This window comes from Leifsonia sp. 1010 (genome assembly GCF_031455295.1).
GTDB lineage: Bacteria > Actinomycetota > Actinomycetes > Actinomycetales > Microbacteriaceae > Leifsonia.
On sequence record NZ_JAVDSL010000005.1, the window covers coordinates 32,720 to 52,234 of the forward strand.

Annotated in this window: 16 protein-coding genes; 8 read left to right on the top strand and 8 right to left on the bottom strand. The window is 70.1% G+C overall.

What is annotated here, in order from left to right; translation table 11 throughout:
• Positions 1-2: 2 nt before the first annotated feature.
• From J2Y42_RS17490 to J2Y42_RS17515, 6 genes are all read left to right on the top strand, one after another.
• On the top strand, positions 3-773 hold the full coding sequence (locus tag J2Y42_RS17490) for a hypothetical protein (RefSeq protein ID WP_309861125.1): 771 nt from the start codon (positions 3-5) through the stop codon (positions 771-773).
• Between the two features lie 118 nt (positions 774-891).
• On the top strand, positions 892-2,391 hold the full coding sequence (locus J2Y42_RS17495; RefSeq protein ID WP_309861128.1) for an MDR family MFS transporter: 1,500 nt from the start codon (positions 892-894) through the stop codon (positions 2,389-2,391).
• Positions 2,392-2,554: 163 nt separating this feature from the next.
• Entirely contained in the window at positions 2,555-3,124 is a 570-nt protein-coding gene (locus J2Y42_RS17500; protein ID WP_309861131.1) for a peroxidase-related enzyme, read from the top strand.
• Positions 3,121-4,155 carry an ADP-ribosylglycohydrolase family protein gene (locus J2Y42_RS17505; protein WP_309861134.1) on the top strand — a complete coding sequence of 345 codons (1,035 nt, stop codon included), beginning with the start codon at positions 3,121-3,123 and terminating at the stop codon, positions 4,153-4,155. The genes J2Y42_RS17500 and J2Y42_RS17505 overlap by 4 nt, the downstream gene beginning before the upstream one ends.
• Positions 4,148-5,077 carry a PfkB family carbohydrate kinase gene (locus tag J2Y42_RS17510; protein WP_309861137.1) on the top strand — a complete coding sequence of 310 codons (930 nt, stop codon included), beginning with the start codon at positions 4,148-4,150 and terminating at the stop codon, positions 5,075-5,077. The genes J2Y42_RS17505 and J2Y42_RS17510 overlap by 8 nt, the downstream gene beginning before the upstream one ends.
• Before the next feature lie 60 nt (positions 5,078-5,137).
• Positions 5,138-5,497, top strand: a complete 360-nt coding sequence (locus tag J2Y42_RS17515; protein ID WP_309861140.1) for a DUF488 family protein — start codon at positions 5,138-5,140, stop codon at positions 5,495-5,497.
• Positions 5,498-5,614: 117 nt separating this feature from the next.
• Here J2Y42_RS17515 and J2Y42_RS17520 read toward each other — a convergent pair whose 3' ends face one another.
• The 3 genes from J2Y42_RS17520 to aceA all read right to left on the bottom strand — a co-directional run bounded on the left by J2Y42_RS17520 (position 5,615) and on the right by aceA (position 9,650).
• Positions 5,615-6,442 (bottom strand): LysM domain-containing protein, encoded by an 828-nt coding sequence (locus J2Y42_RS17520; protein ID WP_309861143.1) that lies wholly within the window; start codon positions 6,440-6,442, stop codon positions 5,615-5,617.
• A 137-nt stretch (positions 6,443-6,579) separates the two neighbouring features.
• Positions 6,580-8,217: a malate synthase A gene (aceB, locus tag J2Y42_RS17525; protein WP_309861146.1), complete on the bottom strand. Its 1,638-nt coding sequence runs from the start codon at positions 8,215-8,217 to the stop codon at positions 6,580-6,582.
• A gap of 116 nt (positions 8,218-8,333) precedes the next feature.
• Positions 8,334-9,650, bottom strand: a complete 1,317-nt coding sequence (gene aceA, locus J2Y42_RS17530) for an isocitrate lyase (protein WP_309861149.1) — start codon at positions 9,648-9,650, stop codon at positions 8,334-8,336.
• 125 nt (positions 9,651-9,775) lie between these two features.
• On the opposite strand from aceA, the gene J2Y42_RS17535 reads away from it, so the two are divergent.
• Positions 9,776-11,260, top strand: coding sequence for a helix-turn-helix domain-containing protein (locus J2Y42_RS17535; protein ID WP_309861152.1), 1,485 nt, complete (start codon positions 9,776-9,778; stop codon positions 11,258-11,260).
• 98 nt (positions 11,261-11,358) lie between these two features.
• Here the strand turns inward: J2Y42_RS17535 and J2Y42_RS17540 are convergent, their stop codons facing one another.
• The 5 genes from J2Y42_RS17540 to J2Y42_RS17560 form a co-directional block, all read right to left on the bottom strand.
• Entirely contained in the window at positions 11,359-13,290 is a 1,932-nt protein-coding gene (locus tag J2Y42_RS17540; protein WP_309861155.1) for a cellulase family glycosylhydrolase, read from the bottom strand.
• Positions 13,291-13,327: 37 nt separating this feature from the next.
• Positions 13,328-14,167 carry a carbohydrate ABC transporter permease gene (locus J2Y42_RS17545; RefSeq protein ID WP_018191516.1) on the bottom strand — a complete coding sequence of 280 codons (840 nt, stop codon included), beginning with the start codon at positions 14,165-14,167 and terminating at the stop codon, positions 13,328-13,330.
• Complete coding sequence (locus J2Y42_RS17550) at positions 14,160-15,146, bottom strand: carbohydrate ABC transporter permease (protein WP_018191517.1); 987 nt, start codon at positions 15,144-15,146, stop codon at positions 14,160-14,162. Before J2Y42_RS17550 ends, J2Y42_RS17545 begins: the two co-directional genes overlap by 8 nt.
• Positions 15,147-15,224: 78 nt before the next feature.
• Complete coding sequence (locus J2Y42_RS17555; protein WP_020077268.1) at positions 15,225-16,529, bottom strand: sugar ABC transporter substrate-binding protein; 1,305 nt, start codon at positions 16,527-16,529, stop codon at positions 15,225-15,227.
• Between the two features lie 279 nt (positions 16,530-16,808).
• Positions 16,809-17,840 (bottom strand): LacI family DNA-binding transcriptional regulator, encoded by a 1,032-nt coding sequence (locus J2Y42_RS17560; protein ID WP_309861160.1) that lies wholly within the window; start codon positions 17,838-17,840, stop codon positions 16,809-16,811.
• A gap of 181 nt (positions 17,841-18,021) precedes the next feature.
• On the opposite strand from J2Y42_RS17560, the gene J2Y42_RS17565 reads away from it, so the two are divergent.
• Positions 18,022-19,437 carry an FAD-dependent oxidoreductase gene (locus J2Y42_RS17565; protein ID WP_309861163.1) on the top strand — a complete coding sequence of 472 codons (1,416 nt, stop codon included), beginning with the start codon at positions 18,022-18,024 and terminating at the stop codon, positions 19,435-19,437.
• Positions 19,438-19,515 lie beyond the last annotated feature (78 nt).

Consider the following 19,515-nt stretch of genomic DNA (forward strand, 5'->3'; position numbering starts at 1 on the left):
ACATGACCGATCGACCGTTGCCGCCCGAAGACCGGGCGACCGCTGAAGCTGCGCGTGACCGTGACGCCGTGCGTGACCGTGAGGCCGTTCGCGACCGCGAGGCCGTGCGGGACGGCGTCGGTGCCCCGGCCACTGCCCCCGCTGCGCCTGCGACGGCTCCCGTCGACGGCATCCACCCGGACGGGACGTACGGGGACGGGACGCACACCCTCCGCGAGGACGTCGTCGCCCGCGAGCGCAGCGAGTTCGGCGGGATGAAGTTCGGCTCCGCCTTCTTCGGCTGGCTGACCGCGACGGGAACCGCCGTGCTGCTCACCGCGCTGGTCGCAGCGGCCGGCGCGGCCGTCGGCCTCGGCACCGCGGGGAGCGCCGACCGCGCGATCGACCAGGCCAACGCCAATGCGTCGACGGTCGGGCTCGTCGGTGCAATCGCGCTCGTCGTCATCCTGTTCGTCGCCTATTTCTGCGGCGGATACGTCGCCGGGCGGATGGCGCGCTTCGACGGCGTCAAGCAGGGCATCGCGGTGTGGCTCTGGGCGGTCATCATCGCCGTGGTCGTCGCCGTGCTGAGCCTCATCTTCGGCAGCCAGTACAACATCCTGGGCAACCTGAACAGCTTCCCGCGCATCCCGCTCGGCGAAGGATCCGTCACGCTCACGGGCATCATCACGGCGATCGTCGTCGCGTTGGTGAGTCTCGCCGGGGCCATCCTCGGCGGCGTCGCAGGGATGCGCTACCACCGACGTGTGGATCGGGTCGGCCTCGGGCGCTGAGCGGGCGTTTTATTCCACAGTTCTGCGGTCAGCGAACTCATCCACAGTTCAGGTCACGGACACCCCGCGCGTCGGTGGTCCCCGATAAGTTGTACCGGTGACTGAGAAGACCTCACCTGTGCCTTCGATCGATGCCGGCGCGATCGGACAGCCGGCCGCGCCCGCCGCAGGGCCGTCGGCCACGCCGCGGATGTCGCCGCGCGACCAGCGCGTGATCTGGCTGCTGCTCGCGGCCACGTTCGTCGTGATCCTCAACGAGACGATCATGACGGTCGCCATCCCGAAGCTGATGGACGACCTGCACGTCGACGCACTCGCGGCGCAGTGGCTCTCGACGGCATTCATGCTGACGATGGCGGTGGTGATCCCGATCACGGGCATCCTGCTGCAGCGGTACACCACGCGGCAGATGTTCATCGCGGCGATGTCCCTGTTCTCGCTCGGGACCTTGTCCGCAGCCCTGGCTCCCGGGTTCCTGGTGCTGGTCGCGGCGCGCGTAATCCAGGCGTCGGGCACGGCGATCATGATCCCGCTGCTGATGACGACGCTGATGACCCTGGTACCGCCGGCGATGCGCGGGCGCACCATGGGCAACGTGTCGATCGTCATCTCGGTCGCGCCGGCGATCGGGCCGACGATCTCGGGCCTCATCCTGAACTTCCTGCCCTGGCGCTGGATCTTCCTCATCGTGCTTCCGATCGCCCTGGTCATGCTGCTCATCGGCATGAAGTTCGTCGAGAACGTGACGGAGACCGAGAAGGTGAAGATCGACGTGCTGTCGGTCATCCTGTCGGCGCTCGGGTTCGGCGGTCTGGTCTACGGCCTGACGCTCTCCGGTGAGTCGGGCGGTGCGTCCGCCAGCCCGGTCATGTTGTGGGGCTCGCTGATCGTCGGCGTGCTGGGTCTGGCCGCGTTCATCACGCGTCAGCTGCTCCTGCAGCGGAAGGACCGGGCCCTGCTCGATCTCCGGACCTTCAAGTTCCCGATCTTCACGATCTCGATCGTGCTGATGGCCATCACCACCGCCTCGATGTTCGGCGTGATCATCGTGCTGCCGCTGTATCTCCAGCACGTGCTGCACCTCGACACGCTGGCGACCGGACTCATCCTGCTTCCGGGCGGGCTGATCATGGGGCTCGCGGCGCCGTTCGTCGGCCGCCTGTACGACCGGTTCGACCCGCGCGTGCTCGTCGTCCCCGGCTCGATCCTGGTCAGCCTCGTGCTGTGGTCGCTCACGATGGTCACCGAGCACACGCCGGTCGGTCTCGTCATCGCCGCGCACGTCACCATGAGCCTCGGCCTCGCGATGATGTTCACGCCGCTGTTCACGGCGGGTCTCGGTGCGGTGCCGCCGCACCTGTACTCGCACGGCAGCGCCATCCTGGGCACCATCCAGCAGGTCGGCGGAGCGGCGGGCACGGCTCTGCTGATCGCGGTGCTGACGCTGCAGGGCACGGCCCTCGCCGCGGGCGGTGCGGGCGTGGACGCCGCGCAAGCCGGAGGCATCCGGGCGGCGTTCGTCGCGGGCGCGATCATCTCGCTGTTCGCGGTCGTCGGCTCCTTCTTCCTCCGGAAGCCCGCCGACTCCCCCTCGGAGGACGTCGCCTTCGCCCACTGACCTGCTCCCCCGTATCCCCACCGTCGAGTCCGCGATCTTTGCACGCCCGCCCCGCGCGGCGTGTGCAAAGTCTGCGGACTCGACGGCGGCGGAGGCGCGGAGCGGTGGTGCTCGGAGGGGCGCGCGAGTCAGAATGAGACGGACCGCACGGGAGGAGACCGCCGTGTCCATCATCGAGAGCCCGCAACCGTCCGACGCGACCGGTGCCGTCGCCGAGCTGTACGCCGAAGACCTCGACGACCTCGGATACGTCCCCGAGTACACGCGGGTACTGAGTACTAACCCCGAGGCGTTCCACGCGTTCGAGGATCTCGTCCACACGATCGTTCCGACCCTCGGCAAGCGCCGGTACGAGCTGGTCACGCTCGCGGCGGCCCAGGCGCTCCGCTCGCAGCACTGCCGTCTCGCTCACGGCCGCAAGTCCCTCTCGATCATGGACGAATCCGAACTCGAGCGCATCGCCCGCGACTACCACGACGCCGGGCTGAGCGAGGCGGACGTCGCCATGATGGAGTACGCCGAACGCCTCAGCACGGACTCCTCCGCCATGACCCCCGACGACGCCGGCCGGCTGCGCGACCTCGGCTTCACGGACCGCGAGATCGTCGACATCACGCTGGCCGCCGCAGCGCGCAACTACTTCAGCCGCGCCATCCAGGCGCTCGGTGTCGCCGTCGAGGTCCCACCGGACCTGAGCGAGCGACTGCGCGGGGCGCTCCTGGCGCCGCTGTGAGGGACACCACCCGCGCCCGGGCCTTGAGCGCGCTCCAGGGCCTGGCGCTCGGCGACGCCCTCGGCATGCCCACCCAGTCGATGTCGCGCGAACGCATCTTCGCCGATCACGGCACCCTCCGCGGTCTGGTCGCGGCCGGTCCACACCAGCAGATCGCCGCCGGGATGCCTGCCGGATCGATCACGGACGACACCGAACAGGCTGTCCTGCTCGCGCGCCTCCTCATCGACGGGCGTGGAACCGTCCGCCCGAGCGTCTTCGCCGCCGAGCTGCTCGCCTGGGAGCGGACCATGGAGTCGCGCGGCTCCCTCGACCTGCTCGGTCCCAGCACCCGCGCCGCCCTTCAGCGCCTGCAAGACGGCATGCCACCAGAAGAGGCCGGCCGGTTCGGGGCCACCAACGGAGCGGCGATGCGGATCACCCCGGTCGGCATCGCCGTGCCCGTCGAACCGCTCGGCGCATTCGTCGACGCGGTCGTCTCGGTGAGCGCACTCACTCACAACACCGGTATCGGCATCGCGAGCGCGGCCGCGGTCGGCGCAGCGGTGAGTGCCGGCGTCGACGGCGCCGACACCCCGGAAGCGCTGGATGTGGCGGTCGCGGCCGCCCGCGAAGGAGCACGGCGCGGTCACTGGGTCGCGGGCGGCGATATCGCCGCCCGGCTCGAGTGGGCCATCCCCTCCCTTCTCGGTCTCGCGCCGCGTGAGCAGGACGACGCCCTCTCGGACGTCATCGGCACGTCGGTCGCCGCTCAGGAGTCCGTGGTCGCCGCGCTCGCGCTCGTCGCAGTGACCGTCGCCGGGTCCGAGCCCGCGCATCCCGATCCCGACGCGGCCTGGGACACGCTCTGCCGCGCCGCCGCGCTCGGCGGCGATACCGACACGATCGCCGCAATGGCCGGAGCCGTCCTCGGCGCGACCGGGGCCGCCGCCTGGCCGCGCACCGCGGTCGACACGGTCCGCCGCGTCAACGCCCTCGATCTGGAACCCCTGGTCGACGGACTGCTGGAGCTGAGGAGACGACATGGCTGACGGACGCCTCATCTTCACCGGGACGGTCGTCGTCGACCTTCTCCTGACCGTGGATGCGCTGCCCGAGCGCGGGGGCGACGTCCTCGCCTCCTCGGCGGGCATGTCCGCCGGTGGCGGCTTCAACGTCATGGCCGCGGCGGCCCGAGACGGCGCGGAGGTCGTGTTCGCCGGTCGCTCCGGCACCGGCCCGTTCGGCGAGGTCGTCGCCGAGGCGCTCTGGCGCGAGGGCATCTCGGTCGCCAACCCGCCGCTCGACGGCGTCGACAACGGCTACAGCGTCGTCCTCCTCGACAGCGACGCGGAACGCACGTTCGTCACCGCGCCCGGCGCCGAAGGGATGCTGAGCCGAGCCGACCTCGATGCGGTCCAGCCCCGCGCGGCGGACGTCGTGTACGTCTCCGGCTACAGCCTCGCGCATCCCGGATCCGGCCCGGCCGTCGCCGGCTGGCTGGGTGCCATCGGCCCGGAGACGCGTGTCGTCTTCGACCCGTCTCCGCTCGTCGGCTCGCTCGACCCGGAGCTCCTGGAGACGGTGCTGCGCCGCACCGACGTACTCAGCGCGAACGCACGCGAGGCGCGCATCCTTCGCGCCCACGCCCATCCCGCGCCCGCTGCCGGGTCGCTGCGCGGCAGCCTGCGCGAGGGTGGGGTCGCGGTCGTGCGCGACGGCTCCTCCGGCTGCTGGGTCGCCACTGACGGGCCGGCTCCTGCGCACCTGCCGGCCTTCCCGGTCGACGCGGTGGACACGACGGGAGCGGGCGACGCGTTCGGCGGGGTGCTCGCCGCGGCCCTGGCCCGCGGCGCCGCACCGATCGACGCCGCGCGGCGGGCGAACGCGGCCGCGGCGATCGCCGTGACGCGGCGCGGACCGGCGACCGCGCCGACCGCCGCAGAGACCGACGCCCTGCTGGCCTCGGGCTGACCGCACGAGGCACACTCGGAAGGGACGAACGGACCGACCGCCGACCGAAGGAGGCCTCCCGTGTTCACGGTGAAACGCATCTACGACGCGCCCGCACCCACCGACGGCTACCGCGTGCTCGTCGACCGGCTGTGGCCGCGCGGCATCAGCAAGGACCGTGCCGACATCGACGAATGGCTCAAGGATGTCGCGCCGTCGACCGAGCTGCGACGCTGGTTCCATCAGGACCCGTCGGGCGAAGCCGAGGTGTTCGACGAGTTCCGTCGCCGGTACGAGAGCGAACTGGACACGAACCCTGCCGTGGATGTGCTCCGCGGCCTGGGCCGGACCCACCCCACCGTGACCCTGCTCGTCGGCGCTCGCGACCCCGAACTCAACCACGCCAACGTGCTCCGGCAGTACCTAGAACACCACCCCTGATCGCCCACCGTCGAGTCCGCAGACTTTGCACGCGACACACGGCTGAAGTGTGCAAAGTTTGCGGACTCGACGGCGGACGGTGGTCCAGCGCAGGGCGCCGGTCAGCGCGGGCGCCGGTCAGCGGCGGGCGGGGTCCAGATTGACGCCGATCCCGCTCTTCAGTTCAGGATCCGGCGAGTCCATGAGGAGCTCGGGATTGAGCCACACCAGCTGGGCCTCGGTCAGGCCGAAGCGGCGCGACACCTGGTAGAGCGTGTCGTACGGGTTGGGGATGTAGTAAGCCAGCGTCCCGCTCTCGACGACCGTCCGCCCGTGCGCGTAGCTGACCACGCCGTGATCCACAGGCTTCAGGCCGGGGTAGGCGGAGGGGAGCGTCCAGGTGATCGACGCGGCGGCCATCACCCGCCCGTCCCCGTCAGGCGACTCCTCGATCGAGTGCAGGAACGACGGGTCGCCGAGGGACGCCTGGTCGAGCAGCACGGGGAGAACGAGTTCGCCATCCGGATCGACGCTCTGAGCGCCGGAGGTCACGGGGAAGTAGTCCTCGTCCTGGATGTTCTCCGGCAGGCCGTCGTGCCGCTTCCCGGTCAGCATCAGGTCGATCCCGGCGAGGCTCGCGCTGGCCGGGTCGTCGGGACGGATGCGGACCTCGATCCCCCGATCGGGACGGACGACGATGCGAACGGCCCCGGTCACGGGATGCTCTGCCACCGGATCGGCGATCGGTTCATGGTCGATGACGCTCAGCCGGCCTAAGCCGATCGTCTCGCCCGGGACGAGCAGGTTCGGAACCTGCTGCGCGATGGGCTCGGAGGCCTCCGCCGTGGCCCGCGGCGTCGCGCTCGGCTGCGCCGGAGGAGCGACCAGCGCGCATCCCGACATCAGCCCGACGACGCATGCTGCGACCACGGCCGCGGCGACGCGACCCATCCCCCGATCCATCATGGTGCGACCCTACCAACGAGATCCGCCTCCCCGCGCACGACCGCCCACCGTCGAGTCCGCAAACTTTGCACACGACACGCGGCGCAAGCGTGCAAAGTTTGCGGACTCGACGGCGGGCGGCGACGGATCGAGGAGGGCTAGCCCGCGAGCGGGAGCTCCTGCGGCTCGGCCGTGTCGACCAGGTATCGCGCGTAGGCGGGGATGGTCAGGAACGTCGGGAACTCCTCCCCCAGCGCCACCTCGCGCAGCAGCTCCGCCGCATCCGCGAACCGTGCGCCCGCGCCGGCCTCGGCGCTCAGGCGCTCGAGCTCCGCGTCCAGGATGCGCGACACGGCCTCCCGGTCGACGGCCGCGCCCTCCGCCGTGACGATCCGGTTGTCGATCCACTGCCGCAGCAGCGACCGCGAGATCTCGGCCGTCGCCGCATCCTCCATCAGTCCGTCGATGGCGACGGCACCCGTGCCTCGCAGCCACGCCTCGATGTAGCGGAGCGCCACGGAGACGTTCGACCGGACCCCCGCATCCGTCACCGTGGCGTCCGCGCCGCGCACGTCGAGCAGGTCGTCCGCGCTGACGTCCACGTCGTCCCGCTGCCGTTCGACCTGGTTCGGCCGCTCCCCCAGCACCGCGTCGAACTCGGCGAGCGCGGTCGGGATGAGGTCGGGATGCGCGACCCAGGTGCCGTCGAAGCCGTCGCCGGCCTCGCGCCGCTTGTCGTCCGCGACCCGGGCCAGCGCCCGCTCGGTCGCCTCCGCATCCCGCCGGTTCGGGATGAAGGCGCTCATCCCGCCGATCGCGTGCGCGCCGCGCCGGTGGCACGTGGCGACCAGCAGCTCGGTGTACGCGCGCATGAACGGCACCGTCATCGTGATGCGGTCGCGGTCGCCGAACGCGAACCGGCGTCCGCGGCCCTGGAACGTCTTGATCATCGAGAAGATGTAGTCCCAGCGGCCGGCGTTGAGGCCGGCGCAGTGGTCGCGCAGCTCGTAGAGGATCTCCTCCATCTCGAACGCGGCCGGGATCGTCTCGATCAGCACGGTGGCGCGGATGGTGCCGACCGGCATCCCGATGCGCTGCTGGGCGAACACGAAGATGTCGTTCCAGAGCCGTGCCTCGAGGTGCGACTCCAGCTTCGGCAGGTAGAAGTACGGTCCGCAGCCGTTCGCGACCAGCTGCTCGGCGTTGTGCCAGAAGTACAGGCCGAAGTCGGTGAGGGACGCGCTGGCCGGCGCCGTGCGTCCCGCACGGTCGGTGAAGGCGAGGTGCTTCTCGACCAGGTGCCAGCCGCGCGGGCGCATCACGATCGTCGGCGTGTGCTCGAACGGCGTGGTGACCCGGTACTCCTTACCCTCTGGACTGGTGAAGGCGAGGCGTCCGCGGACCGCGTCGTGCAGCGTCCGCTGGCCGCCCACGATGTTCGCCCAGGTGGGGCTGGTGGCGTCCTCTAGGTCGGCGAGCCAGACGCGGGCGCCCGAATTGAGGGCGTTGATCGCCATCTTCGGGTCGGTCGGGCCGGTGATCTCGACGCGGCGGTCCTCGAGCCCGGGCCCGGCTCCGGCAGCGCGCCACGAGCGGTCGTCGCGGATGGCGGCGGTGGCGCTCAGGAAGCGCGGGTCGCGCCCGTTGCCCGCCTCCGCGCGGTGCCGCTGGCGCTCGGCCAGCAGCTCCTGCCGCCGGGCGGCGAACGCCTGGTGCAGGTGGTCGACGAAGGCGATGGCCTCCGGTGTCAGGATGGTGTCGGTCGCGTCGTCGCGCGTCCCGCAGATCTCGATCATGTCTTCACTTCCTTCTGTCGTCGTGGTTCCTCGCGCCGCCACCAGCTCCGGAGTTTTTCCGCTCTGCCACGGCGTGTCGGGCGAAAAACTCAGGAACGGATGGCTGGGCGCGGGGGTCAGAACTGGTGCTCCTCGGTGGAGCCGGTGAGGGCGAGCGTCGCGCTGTCGGGGTTGAGCGCGGTCGCGACGCGGTCGAAGTAGCCGGTGCCGACCTCCCGCTGGTGGCGGGTGGCGGTGTAGCCGTCGCTCTCCGAGGCGAATTCCGCCTCCTGCAGGTCGACGTAGGCGCTCATGTGGCGCCGTCCGTAGTCCCGGGCGAGCGTGAACATGGAGTGGTTGAGGGCGTGGAAGCCGGCCAGCGTGATGAACTGGAAGGCGTATCCCATCGCGGCGAGCTCCCGCTGGAACCGCGCGATCGTCTCGTCGTCGAGGTGCCGACGCCAGTTGAACGACGGCGAGCAGTTGTACGCGAGCCGCTTCTCCGGGTGCTCGGCGTGGACCGCCTCGGCGAAGCGGCGCGCGAGCTCCAGGTCGGGCTCCGCCGACTCCACCCAGAGCAGGTCGGCGTACGGCGCGTACGCCAGACCCCGGGCGATGACCGGCTCGATGCCGTTCTCGACCTCGTAGAACCCCTCGGCGGTGCGCGTCCCGGTCACGAAGCGGGCGTCGCGCTCGTCGTGGTCGCTGGTGAGCAGCGTCGCGGCGAGGGCGTCGGTGCGGGCGATGACGATGGTGGGCACCCCGGCGACGTCGGCCGCCAGCCGCGCGGCATTGAGGGTGCGGATGTGCTGGCCGGTCGGGACGAGCACCTTGCCGCCCATGTGGCCGCACTTCTTCTCGCTGGCCAGCTGGTCCTCCCAGTGCACGCCGGCGGCGCCCGCCTGGATCATCGCGTGCATGAGCTCGTACGCGTTGAGCGGGCCGCCGAAGCCGGCCTCGGCGTCGGCGACGATGGGCGCCATCCAGTCGCTCACCGGCCCGTCGACACCCTCGACCTGACCGGCACGCAGCAGGGCGTTGTTGATGCGGCGGACGACGGCCGGCACCGAGTTCGCCGGGTAGAGACTCTGGTCAGGATACGTCTGGCCGGCGAGGTTCGCGTCGGCGGCGACCTGCCAGCCCGAGAGGTAGATCGCTTCGAGCCCGGCGCGAACCTGCTGAACGGCCTGGTTGCCGGTGAGGGCTCCGAGGGCGGCGACCCAGCGCGGGTCGTCGGCGGTGCTGTCGCGCTGGATCAGCTCCCAGAGTCGCTCGGCGCCGCGGCGGGCGAGGGTCTGCTCCTCGCGGACCGGGCCGCGCAGGCTGACGACGTCGTCGGCCGTGTAGTCGCGGCGGATGCCCGACCAGCGCGGATCCGCATCCCACTCCAACTGCAGCTCGGCGGCGGTCTGGGTCGTGTCTCCGGGGCGGGGCTCTGTCGTCCGGTTTTCCATGTCGGGACCTCCATCGGTCGGATCGGATGACTCGATCCTTCGCCCGCCGGGCGCCGCTCGACCCGCATCGACCGACAGAAATCCGCCGATTCTTCTGTTTGCCAGAACTTCGCGGGAGTGTCAGCATGGCCACCATGACCGTCACAGAGGACGTGCACGCCGACGCGCACGCCGACCAGACCGCAGCCGACGCGCTCACCTTGGGCCGGCGCATCCGCGCGTTCCGGCAGGCGCGCGCGATGACGCTGGAGGCCCTCGCCACGGCCGTCGACCGGGCACCGTCGCAGGTGTCGACCATCGAGAACGGCAACCGCGAGCCACGGCTGGCACTGCTCCGGGCGATCGCGGACGCCCTCGGCGTGACCGTCGACGACCTCCTCGCGCCGGACCCGCCGGACGAGCGCTCGGCTCTGGAGATCGCGGTCGAGCGGGCGCAGCGCGGACCGGTGTTCGCCTCCCTCGGCATCGATCCCGTGCGGGTCAGCCGGACCGTCCCTGACGCGACATTGCAGGCGATTCTGGCGCTCCACCAGGAGGTGGAGCGGCTGCACCGCGAGCGGGCGGCGACGCCGGAGGAGGCCCGCCGCGCGAACGCGGAACTGCGGGCGACGATGCGGGCGCGCGACAACCACTTCCCCGAGCTCGAGGCCATCGCGGCCGACCTGCTGGCCGCCGTCGGCCACACCGGCGGCCCCGTCTCGCACCAGACCGTGACCGACATGGCCGATCACCTCGGGTACTCGCTGCACTACGTGGGCGACCTGCCGCACTCCACCCGTTCGGTCACCGACCGGCGGAACGGGCGCATCTACCTGCCCACCGAGCAGTCGGCGTCCCGCGACTCGCGCTCCCCCATCCTGCAGGCCTTCGCGTCGCATGTGCTCGACCACGATGAGCCGCGAAACTACGCCGATTTTCTGCGGCAGCGGATCGAGACCAACTATCTGACGGCCGCGCTGCTGCTGCCCGAGAAGGATGCTGTGGGCTTCCTCACCGAGGCGAAGAACTTCCGGCGCATCTCGATGGAGGACCTCCGTGACGCCTTCGCCGTGTCGTATGAGACGGCGGCGCACCGGTTCACCAACCTCGCCACCGCGCGCCTCGGCATCCCGGTGCACTTCATGAAGGTGCACGAGTCGGGCACCATCATCAAGGCGTACGAGAACGACGCCGTGGCCTTCCCGTCGGATGCGCTCGGCGCTGTCGAGGGGACGCCGGTGTGCCGCAGCTGGACCGCGCGCACGGTGTTCGATGTCGCCGACCGGTTCAGCCCGTACTACCAGTACACGGACACCCCGAGCGGGACGTTCTGGTGCACGTCACGCGTCGAGAAGGCGAAGGAGGGCGACTACTCCGTCAGCGTCGGGGTGCCGTTCGCGCACGTCAAGTGGTTCCGCGGGCGCGAGACGACGCATCGCGCGGTCTCCCGCTGCCCCGACGAATCCTGCTGCCGCCGGCCGCCCGGTGCTCTGGCCGAGCGCTGGGAGGGGATGGCGTGGCCGGCCGCGCGCACGCCCACGTCGCTGCTCGCCGCGCTCCCGACCGGGACCTTCCCCGGAGTGGACGCCACCGAGGTCTACGCCTTCCTCGACCGCCACGCCCCCGCCTGAGACATCCCAGCCAACAGCTCCTGAGTTTTTCGCGCGAAAGTGCCTCGAAAGGCGGAAAAACTCAGGAGCTGTTGGCTTGGGAGAAGGAGTCGGGCGCGTCAGTCGAGGGCGAGGAGGCGGATCGCGACGCCGTAGGGCTCGAGCGCGACGGACGGGGATACGTCGCCGTCGAGCGTCCGCAGCTCGCCGCCGGCGACGGTCGGCTCGACCGTGACCGCGGTGTCGTGCTGCGACACGAAGAACACGAAGCGGCGGCCGTCCTCGTGCACCAGCGTGTCGGTGAACACGCGCGGGTCGTCGAGCCGCACATCCCGCTCCACATCAGCGACGACGGCGAGCGCGTCGTACAGCCGCCACGTCTCCTCCGGGTTCACGCGGCCCTGCGCCGACGCGAAGAACTCGAGGGGATAGGTGCACAGCACCGCGCGCCCCGCACCGTGATCGCGCACCACGACAGCGGGCCGGCCGTGCGCATCCACCGCGACGACGCGACCCGAGGTCGCCCGCACCGGGAGGTACGTCCGCCCGTTGTCGTTGCCCGCGGCAGCGAACGACAGCTCGGTCCCGGCCGCGATCGACCCGAAGTCCTCGGTGAACCGCAGCGTCACGGTCGGGTCCGTCACCGGCTCGGCGAGCCCGTACGCGCTGTCCATCCGCACCCCGAAGAGCTCCTCTGTGTGCGCCCACCAGGGTCCTCGCTGCACGCCGCTCGACCCGTGCGAGTACGACGCGTAGACGGTCGCCCCCTCGCCCGCCAGCTCCACCAGCTGCTCCCACGAGGTCGCGCACAGCTGCTTGACCGACGGCAGCAGGTACAGGCCGTACCCGGTCGGCAGCCCGCCGTCCTCCTTCTCGCGCACCACCGCGACGGGGATGTGCGCCTCATGCGCCGCGACGTAGGACTGCTCCCCCGTCGCCACGATGTGCGCGCGCTCCTCCTCCTGCGTGAACGGGTAGTCCTCGGCGAGGTGCGAGGGGACGACGAGCGCCGCATCCACCGGCGCCCGCCGCACCGACGGCAGCTCGATCGCGGCGAGGTCGGCGGCGAACCGCGCCAGTTCGCGCAGCGGCGGCTTGGGGTTGCCGTGACGGTCGGTGATGCCGAAGTGCATCTCGAAGGGATGGTGCGAGTACGGCCGCTGATCGGCGAGGTCGTCGCAATCGGTGTTGTTCCACGCGATCCATCCCGTGGCACCGGCCAGGAGCGTCGAGTACAGCAGCTGCCGGTAATAGGAGGCGGCGCCCGCGTCCGACACGAAGTCGCTCGTCAGGCCGAACTCCTCCATGATGACGGGCAGTCCGTCGGTCGCCGCGAGTTCGGCGATGAACGCCGCCTTGAGGTGCTGCCGCACCTGGTCGGTCTCCATCCGGTACACGTGGGGCCCGATGAAGTCGGTGAACTTCGCCAGGTCGCGCACCGAGAACCCGTTGTCGTGACCCGTCGTCTCGATGCCCCAGGCGCCGTCGCCGACGGCGACCGGCTGCGTCCCGCCGCCCGCGCGCACCGCATCCACCAGTAGCGAGGCCCACGCGTCGACGATGGGACGCGGTGCCTCCCCTCCGTAGATCGGCACCTCGTTGGTGAGCAGCCACCCGGCGACGGCGGGATGCGCGGCGAACCGCGACGTCAGCTCCCGCACGTACCAGGCCTGCCGTCCGACGAACCACACGTCGCTGTACAGGTCGCGGCCGTCGCGCCACGCCGGGTCCCAGTTCTCGCCAGACATGTGCCCGACGAGGAAGGTCGGGACCGTCGTCATCCCGACCTCCGTGTGCGCGTCGAGGAAGTCGGCGAAGTTCGCCACGCACTGCTCGTCGAGGGAGTCCGGGGTCGGATGGAAGTCGGGCCAGTAGAAGAAGGAGCGGGTCATGTTCAGGCCGTGCTCGGCGAGCACACGCAGCTCCTCCCGCACGATGGTCGTGTCGTAGCGCGTCCACATCAGCGGGCCGCCGGTGCGCGACCAGAAGTTGGCGCCGAGCCACACCACGGGGGCGTCGTCGACCTGCAAGACCGGGGATGGGCGATCCATGGTGCCTTTCAGAAAGAAGAGGGGATGCGGTCGAGCGTCACTTCACCGCGCCGGCGGTCAGACCGGCGACGAAGTTGCGCTGCAGCAGGAGGAACGCGACGACGATCGGTATGGACACGACCAGCGACGCCGCCATGATCTGGTTCCAGTACACGTTCGTCTGGGTCGAGTAGAGCTGCAAGCCGACCGCGAGCGTCCTGTTCTCGTCCGTCGTCATCACGGATGCGAACAGCACCTCGCCCCAACTGGTCATGAACGAGTAGATCGCGACCGCGATGAGACCGGGGCGGGCAGCCGGCAGCACCACGTGCCACAGTGCGCCCATGGGCCCGGAGCCGTCGACCTTCGCGGCCTCGTCGAGGTCGCGCGGGATGCCGTCGAAGTATCCCGCGAGCATCCAGATCGAGAACGGCAGCACGAACGTGAAGTACGTGATGATGAGGCCCCACCGGGTGCCGACCAGCTGGATGCCGGTCGCCTGGTTGATGTTCACGAAGATCAGGAACAGCGGGAGCAGGAACAGCACACCGGGGAACATCTGCGTCGACAGCACGGTCGTGGTGAACACGTTCCGGCCCTTGAACCGGTAGCGCGACACGGCGTACGCGGCGAACACGGCGATGACCAGCGAGATCAGGGTCGCCGCGCTCGACACGATGAGCGAGTTCACGAAGTAGGACGCCAGCGGGACGGTCGACCACATGTCGATGAACGGCTGGAACGTGATCGTCTGCGGCCACCAGGTGAACGCGGACTGCACCTCGGAGAGCGGCTTCACCGACGACGTGATCATGACGTAGAGCGGCACCACCGTGAACACGGTGAGCACGGCGATGGTGACCCAGCGGAAGACGTGGGAAGAGCGGGTCTCACGCATTGCGGTTCCTCCGGTTGACGACGAGCAGGTAGACGCCGGTCACGACCAGCAGGAACAGCAGCAGGAGGACGCTCATCGCGGCTCCGGAGCCGAAGTTCCAGGTCAGGAAGGAGGCGTTGTAGATGTGGAAGGAGATCAGGTCGCCGGCCGCGGGTTGGGCTGTGCTCCCGAACAGCACGAACGGTGTGTTGAAGTCGTTGAAGGTCCACAGGAACATGACGAGCAGCAGGACGGAGTTGACCGGCCGCAGCATCGGCAGCGTGATCGCGCGCCACTGGCGGAAGGGCTTGGCGCCATCGACCGCGGAGGCCTCATACACCTCCGACGGGATGGACTGGAGGCCCGCCATCAGCATCAGGAACGCGAACGGCCAGAGCCGCCAGATCGCGACGATGACGATCGACCAGAAGGCGTTGCCGCCGATCAGCCAGAACGGCTTGTCGCCCGGAAGCCCGAGGTTGTCGAAGAGGAAGTGGTTGATCGCGCCGGTGTCCTTCTGGAACATGAACTTCCAGGTGATGATGCCGGCGTAGAGCGGCAGCGCGTACGGCACGAGGAACAGCGTGCGGAAGAACGCGCGCCCCCGGAACCGGCCCTGCAGGGAGACGGCTGCCGCCATCCCGAGCACCCAGGAGAGGCCGACGACCAGGATGGTGAAGCCGACGGTGACGAGGAACGACCGGAGCAGCCCGGCGCCGACCGAGCCGTTGAAGTCGAGCGCGACGGCGTAGTTCTTCAGGCCGACGAACGGCGCCTCGCCCCAGTTGGCGATGTAGAACTTCGTCAGCTGCGTGAAGCTGATCCAGATGCCGGTGAGCATCGGGACGACGTGGATGAGGAGCTCGAACACGATCGCCGGTGCGAGCAGGATGAACGGGAGCCACCATCCCTTAGGGCGGCGGCGCTTGGGCTGGGGCGGTGCAGCTGCGGCGGCCGGCACGGTGCGCGCTGGGCCGCGGACGTCTGTCGTCGTCGACATGAGTCTCCTTGAGGGTGTGGCTGTCCGCCGGGCGGGACGCGGTGGCCGCGCCCCGCCCGACGAGCTGGTTTCCGGGTGTCAGCCGCCGAGCGACTGCTTGACCTGGTCCTGCGCGTTCTTCAGAGCCGCCTTGATGTCGGCGTCGGAGACCGTGCTGCCGGTGGCGATCTTGGCGAACATGTCGTTCATCGCCTTGCCGACGGTGTTCTCGAACTGGTCCTCGGCCGGCACCAGCGGGAGCGGCTTGGACATGTCGTTGTAGATCTTCTGGAACGTCGCCGCCTCTTCGGCGTTGTCGGTGAAGACCGGCTTGGCGTCATTCAGCACCGGCAGGCTGGCGTACGGCTTGCCCAGCGTGGTCTGGACGTCCTCGCTCGTCATGTACTTGACGAACTTGAGCGCCGCGTCCTTCTGCTTGGTGTTCTTGAAGATCGACAGGTTGATGCCGGCGATGAAGGTGGCGATGTCCTTGCCGCCCTCAGGAGCCGGGAACGGGACGACGCCGTACTGGTCGTTCTTCATGCCGTTGGCGACGATCGAGGCGTCCGCGTTGTTCTGGCTGAGGATCATCGCGACCTTGCCGGTGGCGAAGTCGTTGACCGCCTGCACGCCGTTGTCGTACTGGGCGTTGGACGGGTTGACGACCTTGTCGCTCTGCATCAGGTCGAGGTAGCGCTTGATGCCGTCGATGTTCGCCTGGCTGTCGAACGTCGGGTTGCCCTTCTTGTCGAACCACTCGCCGCCGTTCTGGGCCGAGTTGATGAACGCGAAGTGGACGTTCTCGGTGTAGCTGCCCGCTGCGAGGGCGAAACCGTACTGGCTGCCGTTGGTGAGCTTCTTCGCCGCGGCGACGAGCTCCTCCCACGTCGTCGGCGGCTGCACGCCGGCGTCCGTGAACATCTTCTTGTTGTAGTACAAGCCGTAGGCGAGGCCGTACAGCGGGACGCTGGTGACCGGCTTGCCCTCGGCGCCGCCGGTGTCGAGCGCGGCCTTCACGAACTTGTCGCTGCCGCCGATCGCCTTCATGTTGGCGTCGTCGAACGGCAGGAACGCTCCGGTCGCCTGCAGGGAGGCGGCCCAGGTGTTGCCGATGTTCAGTACGTCCGGGCCCTGGCCCGAGGTGACCGCCGTCTGGATGCGGGTCTGCAGGTCGTTCCAGCCGATGACCTCCAGCTTGACCTTGATTCCGGTCTGCTTCGTGAAGTCGTCCAGGACGGGGGTGAGGACCTGCTTGTCGTTGTCGAGGCTGGTCCCCTGGTTGCTCGCCCAGTACGTGAGTGTCGCCCCGCTGGACGACCCTCCGGATCCCGAGCTGCTGCAGCCCGCGACCACGAGCGAGACCGCTGCGGCCAGTGCCGCGACGGCGATGGCGCGTTTCCTCATTGTGACTCCTTCGTCTCTTGATGGGGGGCGATCCCGGCCCTGGTGCGAGAGCCGGACGCGGGAGCGCCACGCTGAGCCTAACTTAACCGGTTCAGGTGTCAATCCTTGACTTCACCTCGTCCGAGGGTATACCGGCCGGTCGCCCCTGCCGCGCCGCGATGCGGCCGTGAGGTGCACGTAGTGGCGGTCCGCTACGGCGTGTCGCCCGCAACTACGTGCACTTCGATAGGCGCGGAGCGAGGGGCGAGGGGGCGCGGGGCGAGCGCGGGATGCGGGCGCTCAGCGGGCGGCGTGCTCGCCGGCGCGGATGCTGGTGGCGCGGGGCACGAGCCGGCTCGGCCGCGCGCGGCGGTCGAACGCCGGGCGCCCGGCGAGCTGGTCGAGCAGCAGCCGTGTCGACCGCCGCCCCTGCTCCTCCGGGTATCGGTCGAGCGCGGTGATCGGGCGGGTGCCGAGACGGCAGAGCAGGGAGTCGTCCCAGCTGACGATGGCGACATCCTCGCGGCCGGCGTGGTTGAGCGCGGTCTGTGCGCCCAGGGCGAGCAGGTCGTTCGAGGTCAGCACCGCGGTGAGGGATGTGTCGGTCGACAGCAGCTCCGCGGCGAGCCGCTCCCCCGACTCCATCGAGTAGTCGGAGACCGCGAACGAGAACTCGACGCCGAGCTCCTGCCCGTGCGCGGCGACGGCGTCGCGGCGGTCCTGCTCGTGCTCGAACTCGGCGGGTCCGGCGATGTGCAGCGCGCGACGGTGGCCGAGGGATGCCAGATGCTCGACGAGGAGTCCGGCGTCGGCACGCGCGTCGTACAGCAGCACTTTGCCGGGCGCGACCGCCTCGCGGTTGCCGTGCAGCACGAACGCGAGGCCGAGCTCCTCCAGCAGCTGCGGTCGCGGGTCGTCGAAGGTGATGTCGAAGAGCATGACGCCGTCCACCCGCGCCTCGGCGCTCCAGCGTCGATACGCGGCGACCTCTTGACCTGCGTCCGTGCCGACCATGCGCAGCAGCAGCGACTGCCCGGTCTCGGACAGTTCGGACTCCACCCCGGCGAGCAGGCTCATGTAGTACGGCTCGGCTCCGAGCAGGCTCGGGTCACGGCGGAGGACGATGCCGATCGTGTCGGACCGCGCGCGCGACAGCGCACGCGCGGACGAGCTGGGATGCCATCCCAGCTGCTCCGCCAGGGCCAGCACCCGCTCGCGCGTCTCGTCGCTCACTCCCGGGAGCCCATTGAGCGCGTACGAGACGGACGCCTTCGAGAGACCCAGCTGGTCGGCCAGCCCCGCGATGGTCACGCGCCCCGCTCCGTTGCTCACGGCCGCCTCCCTTCATGGTGCGCGGCCAACAATACTTGTTCGCGCGTTTCGCGCACCCGCCAGGTCGTGCGAGAACGCTCAGGGGGCCGCGCCCTGCGCCCGACCCGTCGCCGGACGGATTGGACGACGCACCCCGGGTTTCCCGACGAACGGCCGCAGCCCGGTCGGGCAGAATGTCGGCGTGAGCCCATCCCGGACCAGCACCGTCTTCGAGCGGCAGCGCCCCGACGCCTCCGTCGTGCGGCACGCGCTCGCGCCCAGCCGGCAGGCCGTGTTCTGGACGGAGGACGCGCCCGCCGAGCGTCATCCGCGCCTCCACGGCGACCTCAGCTGCGACCTGGCCGTCGTCGGCGGCGGCTACACGGGCCTGTGGACGGCGCTGCTCGCGAAGCGGGAGGATCCGTCCGCACGCGTCGTCCTGCTCGAGGGCCGCCGCGTCGGCTGGGCGGCGTCCGGCCGCAACGGCGGCTTCTGCGAGGCGAGCTTGACGCACGGCGACGAGAACGGCCGCACCCGCTGGCCCGGCGAGTTCGACGAGCTGCAGCGGCTCGGGATGCAGAACCTCGACGAGATCGAGCAGACCGTCTCCGAGCTGCGGCTCGACGCGGAGTTCGAGCGCAACGGCGCCCTGGATGTGGCGACCGAACCGCACCAGCTCCCCTGGCTGCGGGAGGCCGAGGGGCCGGAGGCCACCTTCCTGGACCGGGACGCGATCCAGTCCCTCGTCCGCTCCCCGACGTACGAAGGAGCCCTGCTGCGCACCCGCGACTCGGCGCTCATCCACCCGGCGAAACTGGTCCGGGCGCTGGCGAAGGCCTGCAGCGACGCGGGGGTCGAGATCTTCGAGCGCAGTCCGGTCGAGAGCATCGGCGACGGGACGGTGCTCGAGACGCCGACGGGAACCGTCCGCTCCCGCCGCACCGCTCTCGCGACCAATGTCTTTCCCAGCCTGCTGCGGCGGAACCGTCTCGCGACGGTACCCGTGTACGACTACGTGCTGATGTCGGAGCCGCTGACCGCATCCCAGCGGCAGTCGATCGGATGGGAGGGCCGGCAGGGCATCGGCGATTCGGCCAACCAGTTCCACTACTACCGCCTGACCTCCGACGATCGCATCCTGTTCGGCGGCTATGACGCGGTCTACCACTACGGCGGTCGCGTGCGGTCGGCGTATGAAGATCGCCCGGCGTCGTTCCGCCGCCTGGCCGGGCATTTCTTCACCACGTTCCCGCAGCTGGAGGGGCTGACGTTCACACATCGCTGGGCGGGCGCCATCGACACCTGCAGCCGGTTCTGCGCCTTCTTCGGGTCGGCGCGGGAGGGACGCGTCGCCTACGCCGCCGGCTACACCGGCCTCGGCGTGGCGGCGACGCACTTCGGTGCGAAGGTGATGCTCGACCTGCTCGCCGGCCGCACCACCGAGCGGACGGAGCTGGAGATGGTGCGCACGCGACCCATCCCCTTCCCGCCGGAACCCGCCGCGGCGATCGGGATCAACCTCACCCGCTGGTCCCTCGACCAGGCCGATCACCGGGCCGGACACCGCAACGCCTTCCTCCGTGCGCTGGACGCGGTCGGCCTCGGCTTCGACTCCTGACCGCATCCGGCCGTCGGGCGTCGAGGTGACGCGACACGCCGTGCGGGCGCCTTCCACGACGGCATGTCGCGTCAACCA

What these genes read in the sequence shown, in the direction of transcription:
- J2Y42_RS17490 (WP_309861125.1), top strand. Translation starts at nt 3, where the DNA reads ATGACCGATCGACCGTTGCCGCCCGAAGACCGGGCGACCGCTGAAGCT.
- J2Y42_RS17510 (WP_309861137.1), top strand. Translation starts at nt 4,148, where the DNA reads ATGGCTGACGGACGCCTCATCTTCACCGGGACGGTCGTCGTCGACCTT.
- J2Y42_RS17520 (WP_309861143.1), bottom strand. Translation starts at nt 6,442, where the DNA reads ATGATGGATCGGGGGATGGGTCGCGTCGCCGCGGCCGTGGTCGCAGCA.
- aceB (WP_309861146.1), bottom strand. Translation starts at nt 8,217, where the DNA reads ATGATCGAGATCTGCGGGACGCGCGACGACGCGACCGACACCATCCTG.
- aceA (WP_309861149.1), bottom strand. Translation starts at nt 9,650, where the DNA reads ATGGAAAACCGGACGACAGAGCCCCGCCCCGGAGACACGACCCAGACC.
- J2Y42_RS17535 (WP_309861152.1), top strand. Translation starts at nt 9,776, where the DNA reads ATGGCCACCATGACCGTCACAGAGGACGTGCACGCCGACGCGCACGCC.
- J2Y42_RS17540 (WP_309861155.1), bottom strand. Translation starts at nt 13,290, where the DNA reads ATGGATCGCCCATCCCCGGTCTTGCAGGTCGACGACGCCCCCGTGGTG.
- J2Y42_RS17545 (WP_018191516.1), bottom strand. Translation starts at nt 14,167, where the DNA reads ATGCGTGAGACCCGCTCTTCCCACGTCTTCCGCTGGGTCACCATCGCC.
- J2Y42_RS17550 (WP_018191517.1), bottom strand. Translation starts at nt 15,146, where the DNA reads ATGTCGACGACGACAGACGTCCGCGGCCCAGCGCGCACCGTGCCGGCC.
- J2Y42_RS17555 (WP_020077268.1), bottom strand. Translation starts at nt 16,529, where the DNA reads ATGAGGAAACGCGCCATCGCCGTCGCGGCACTGGCCGCAGCGGTCTCG.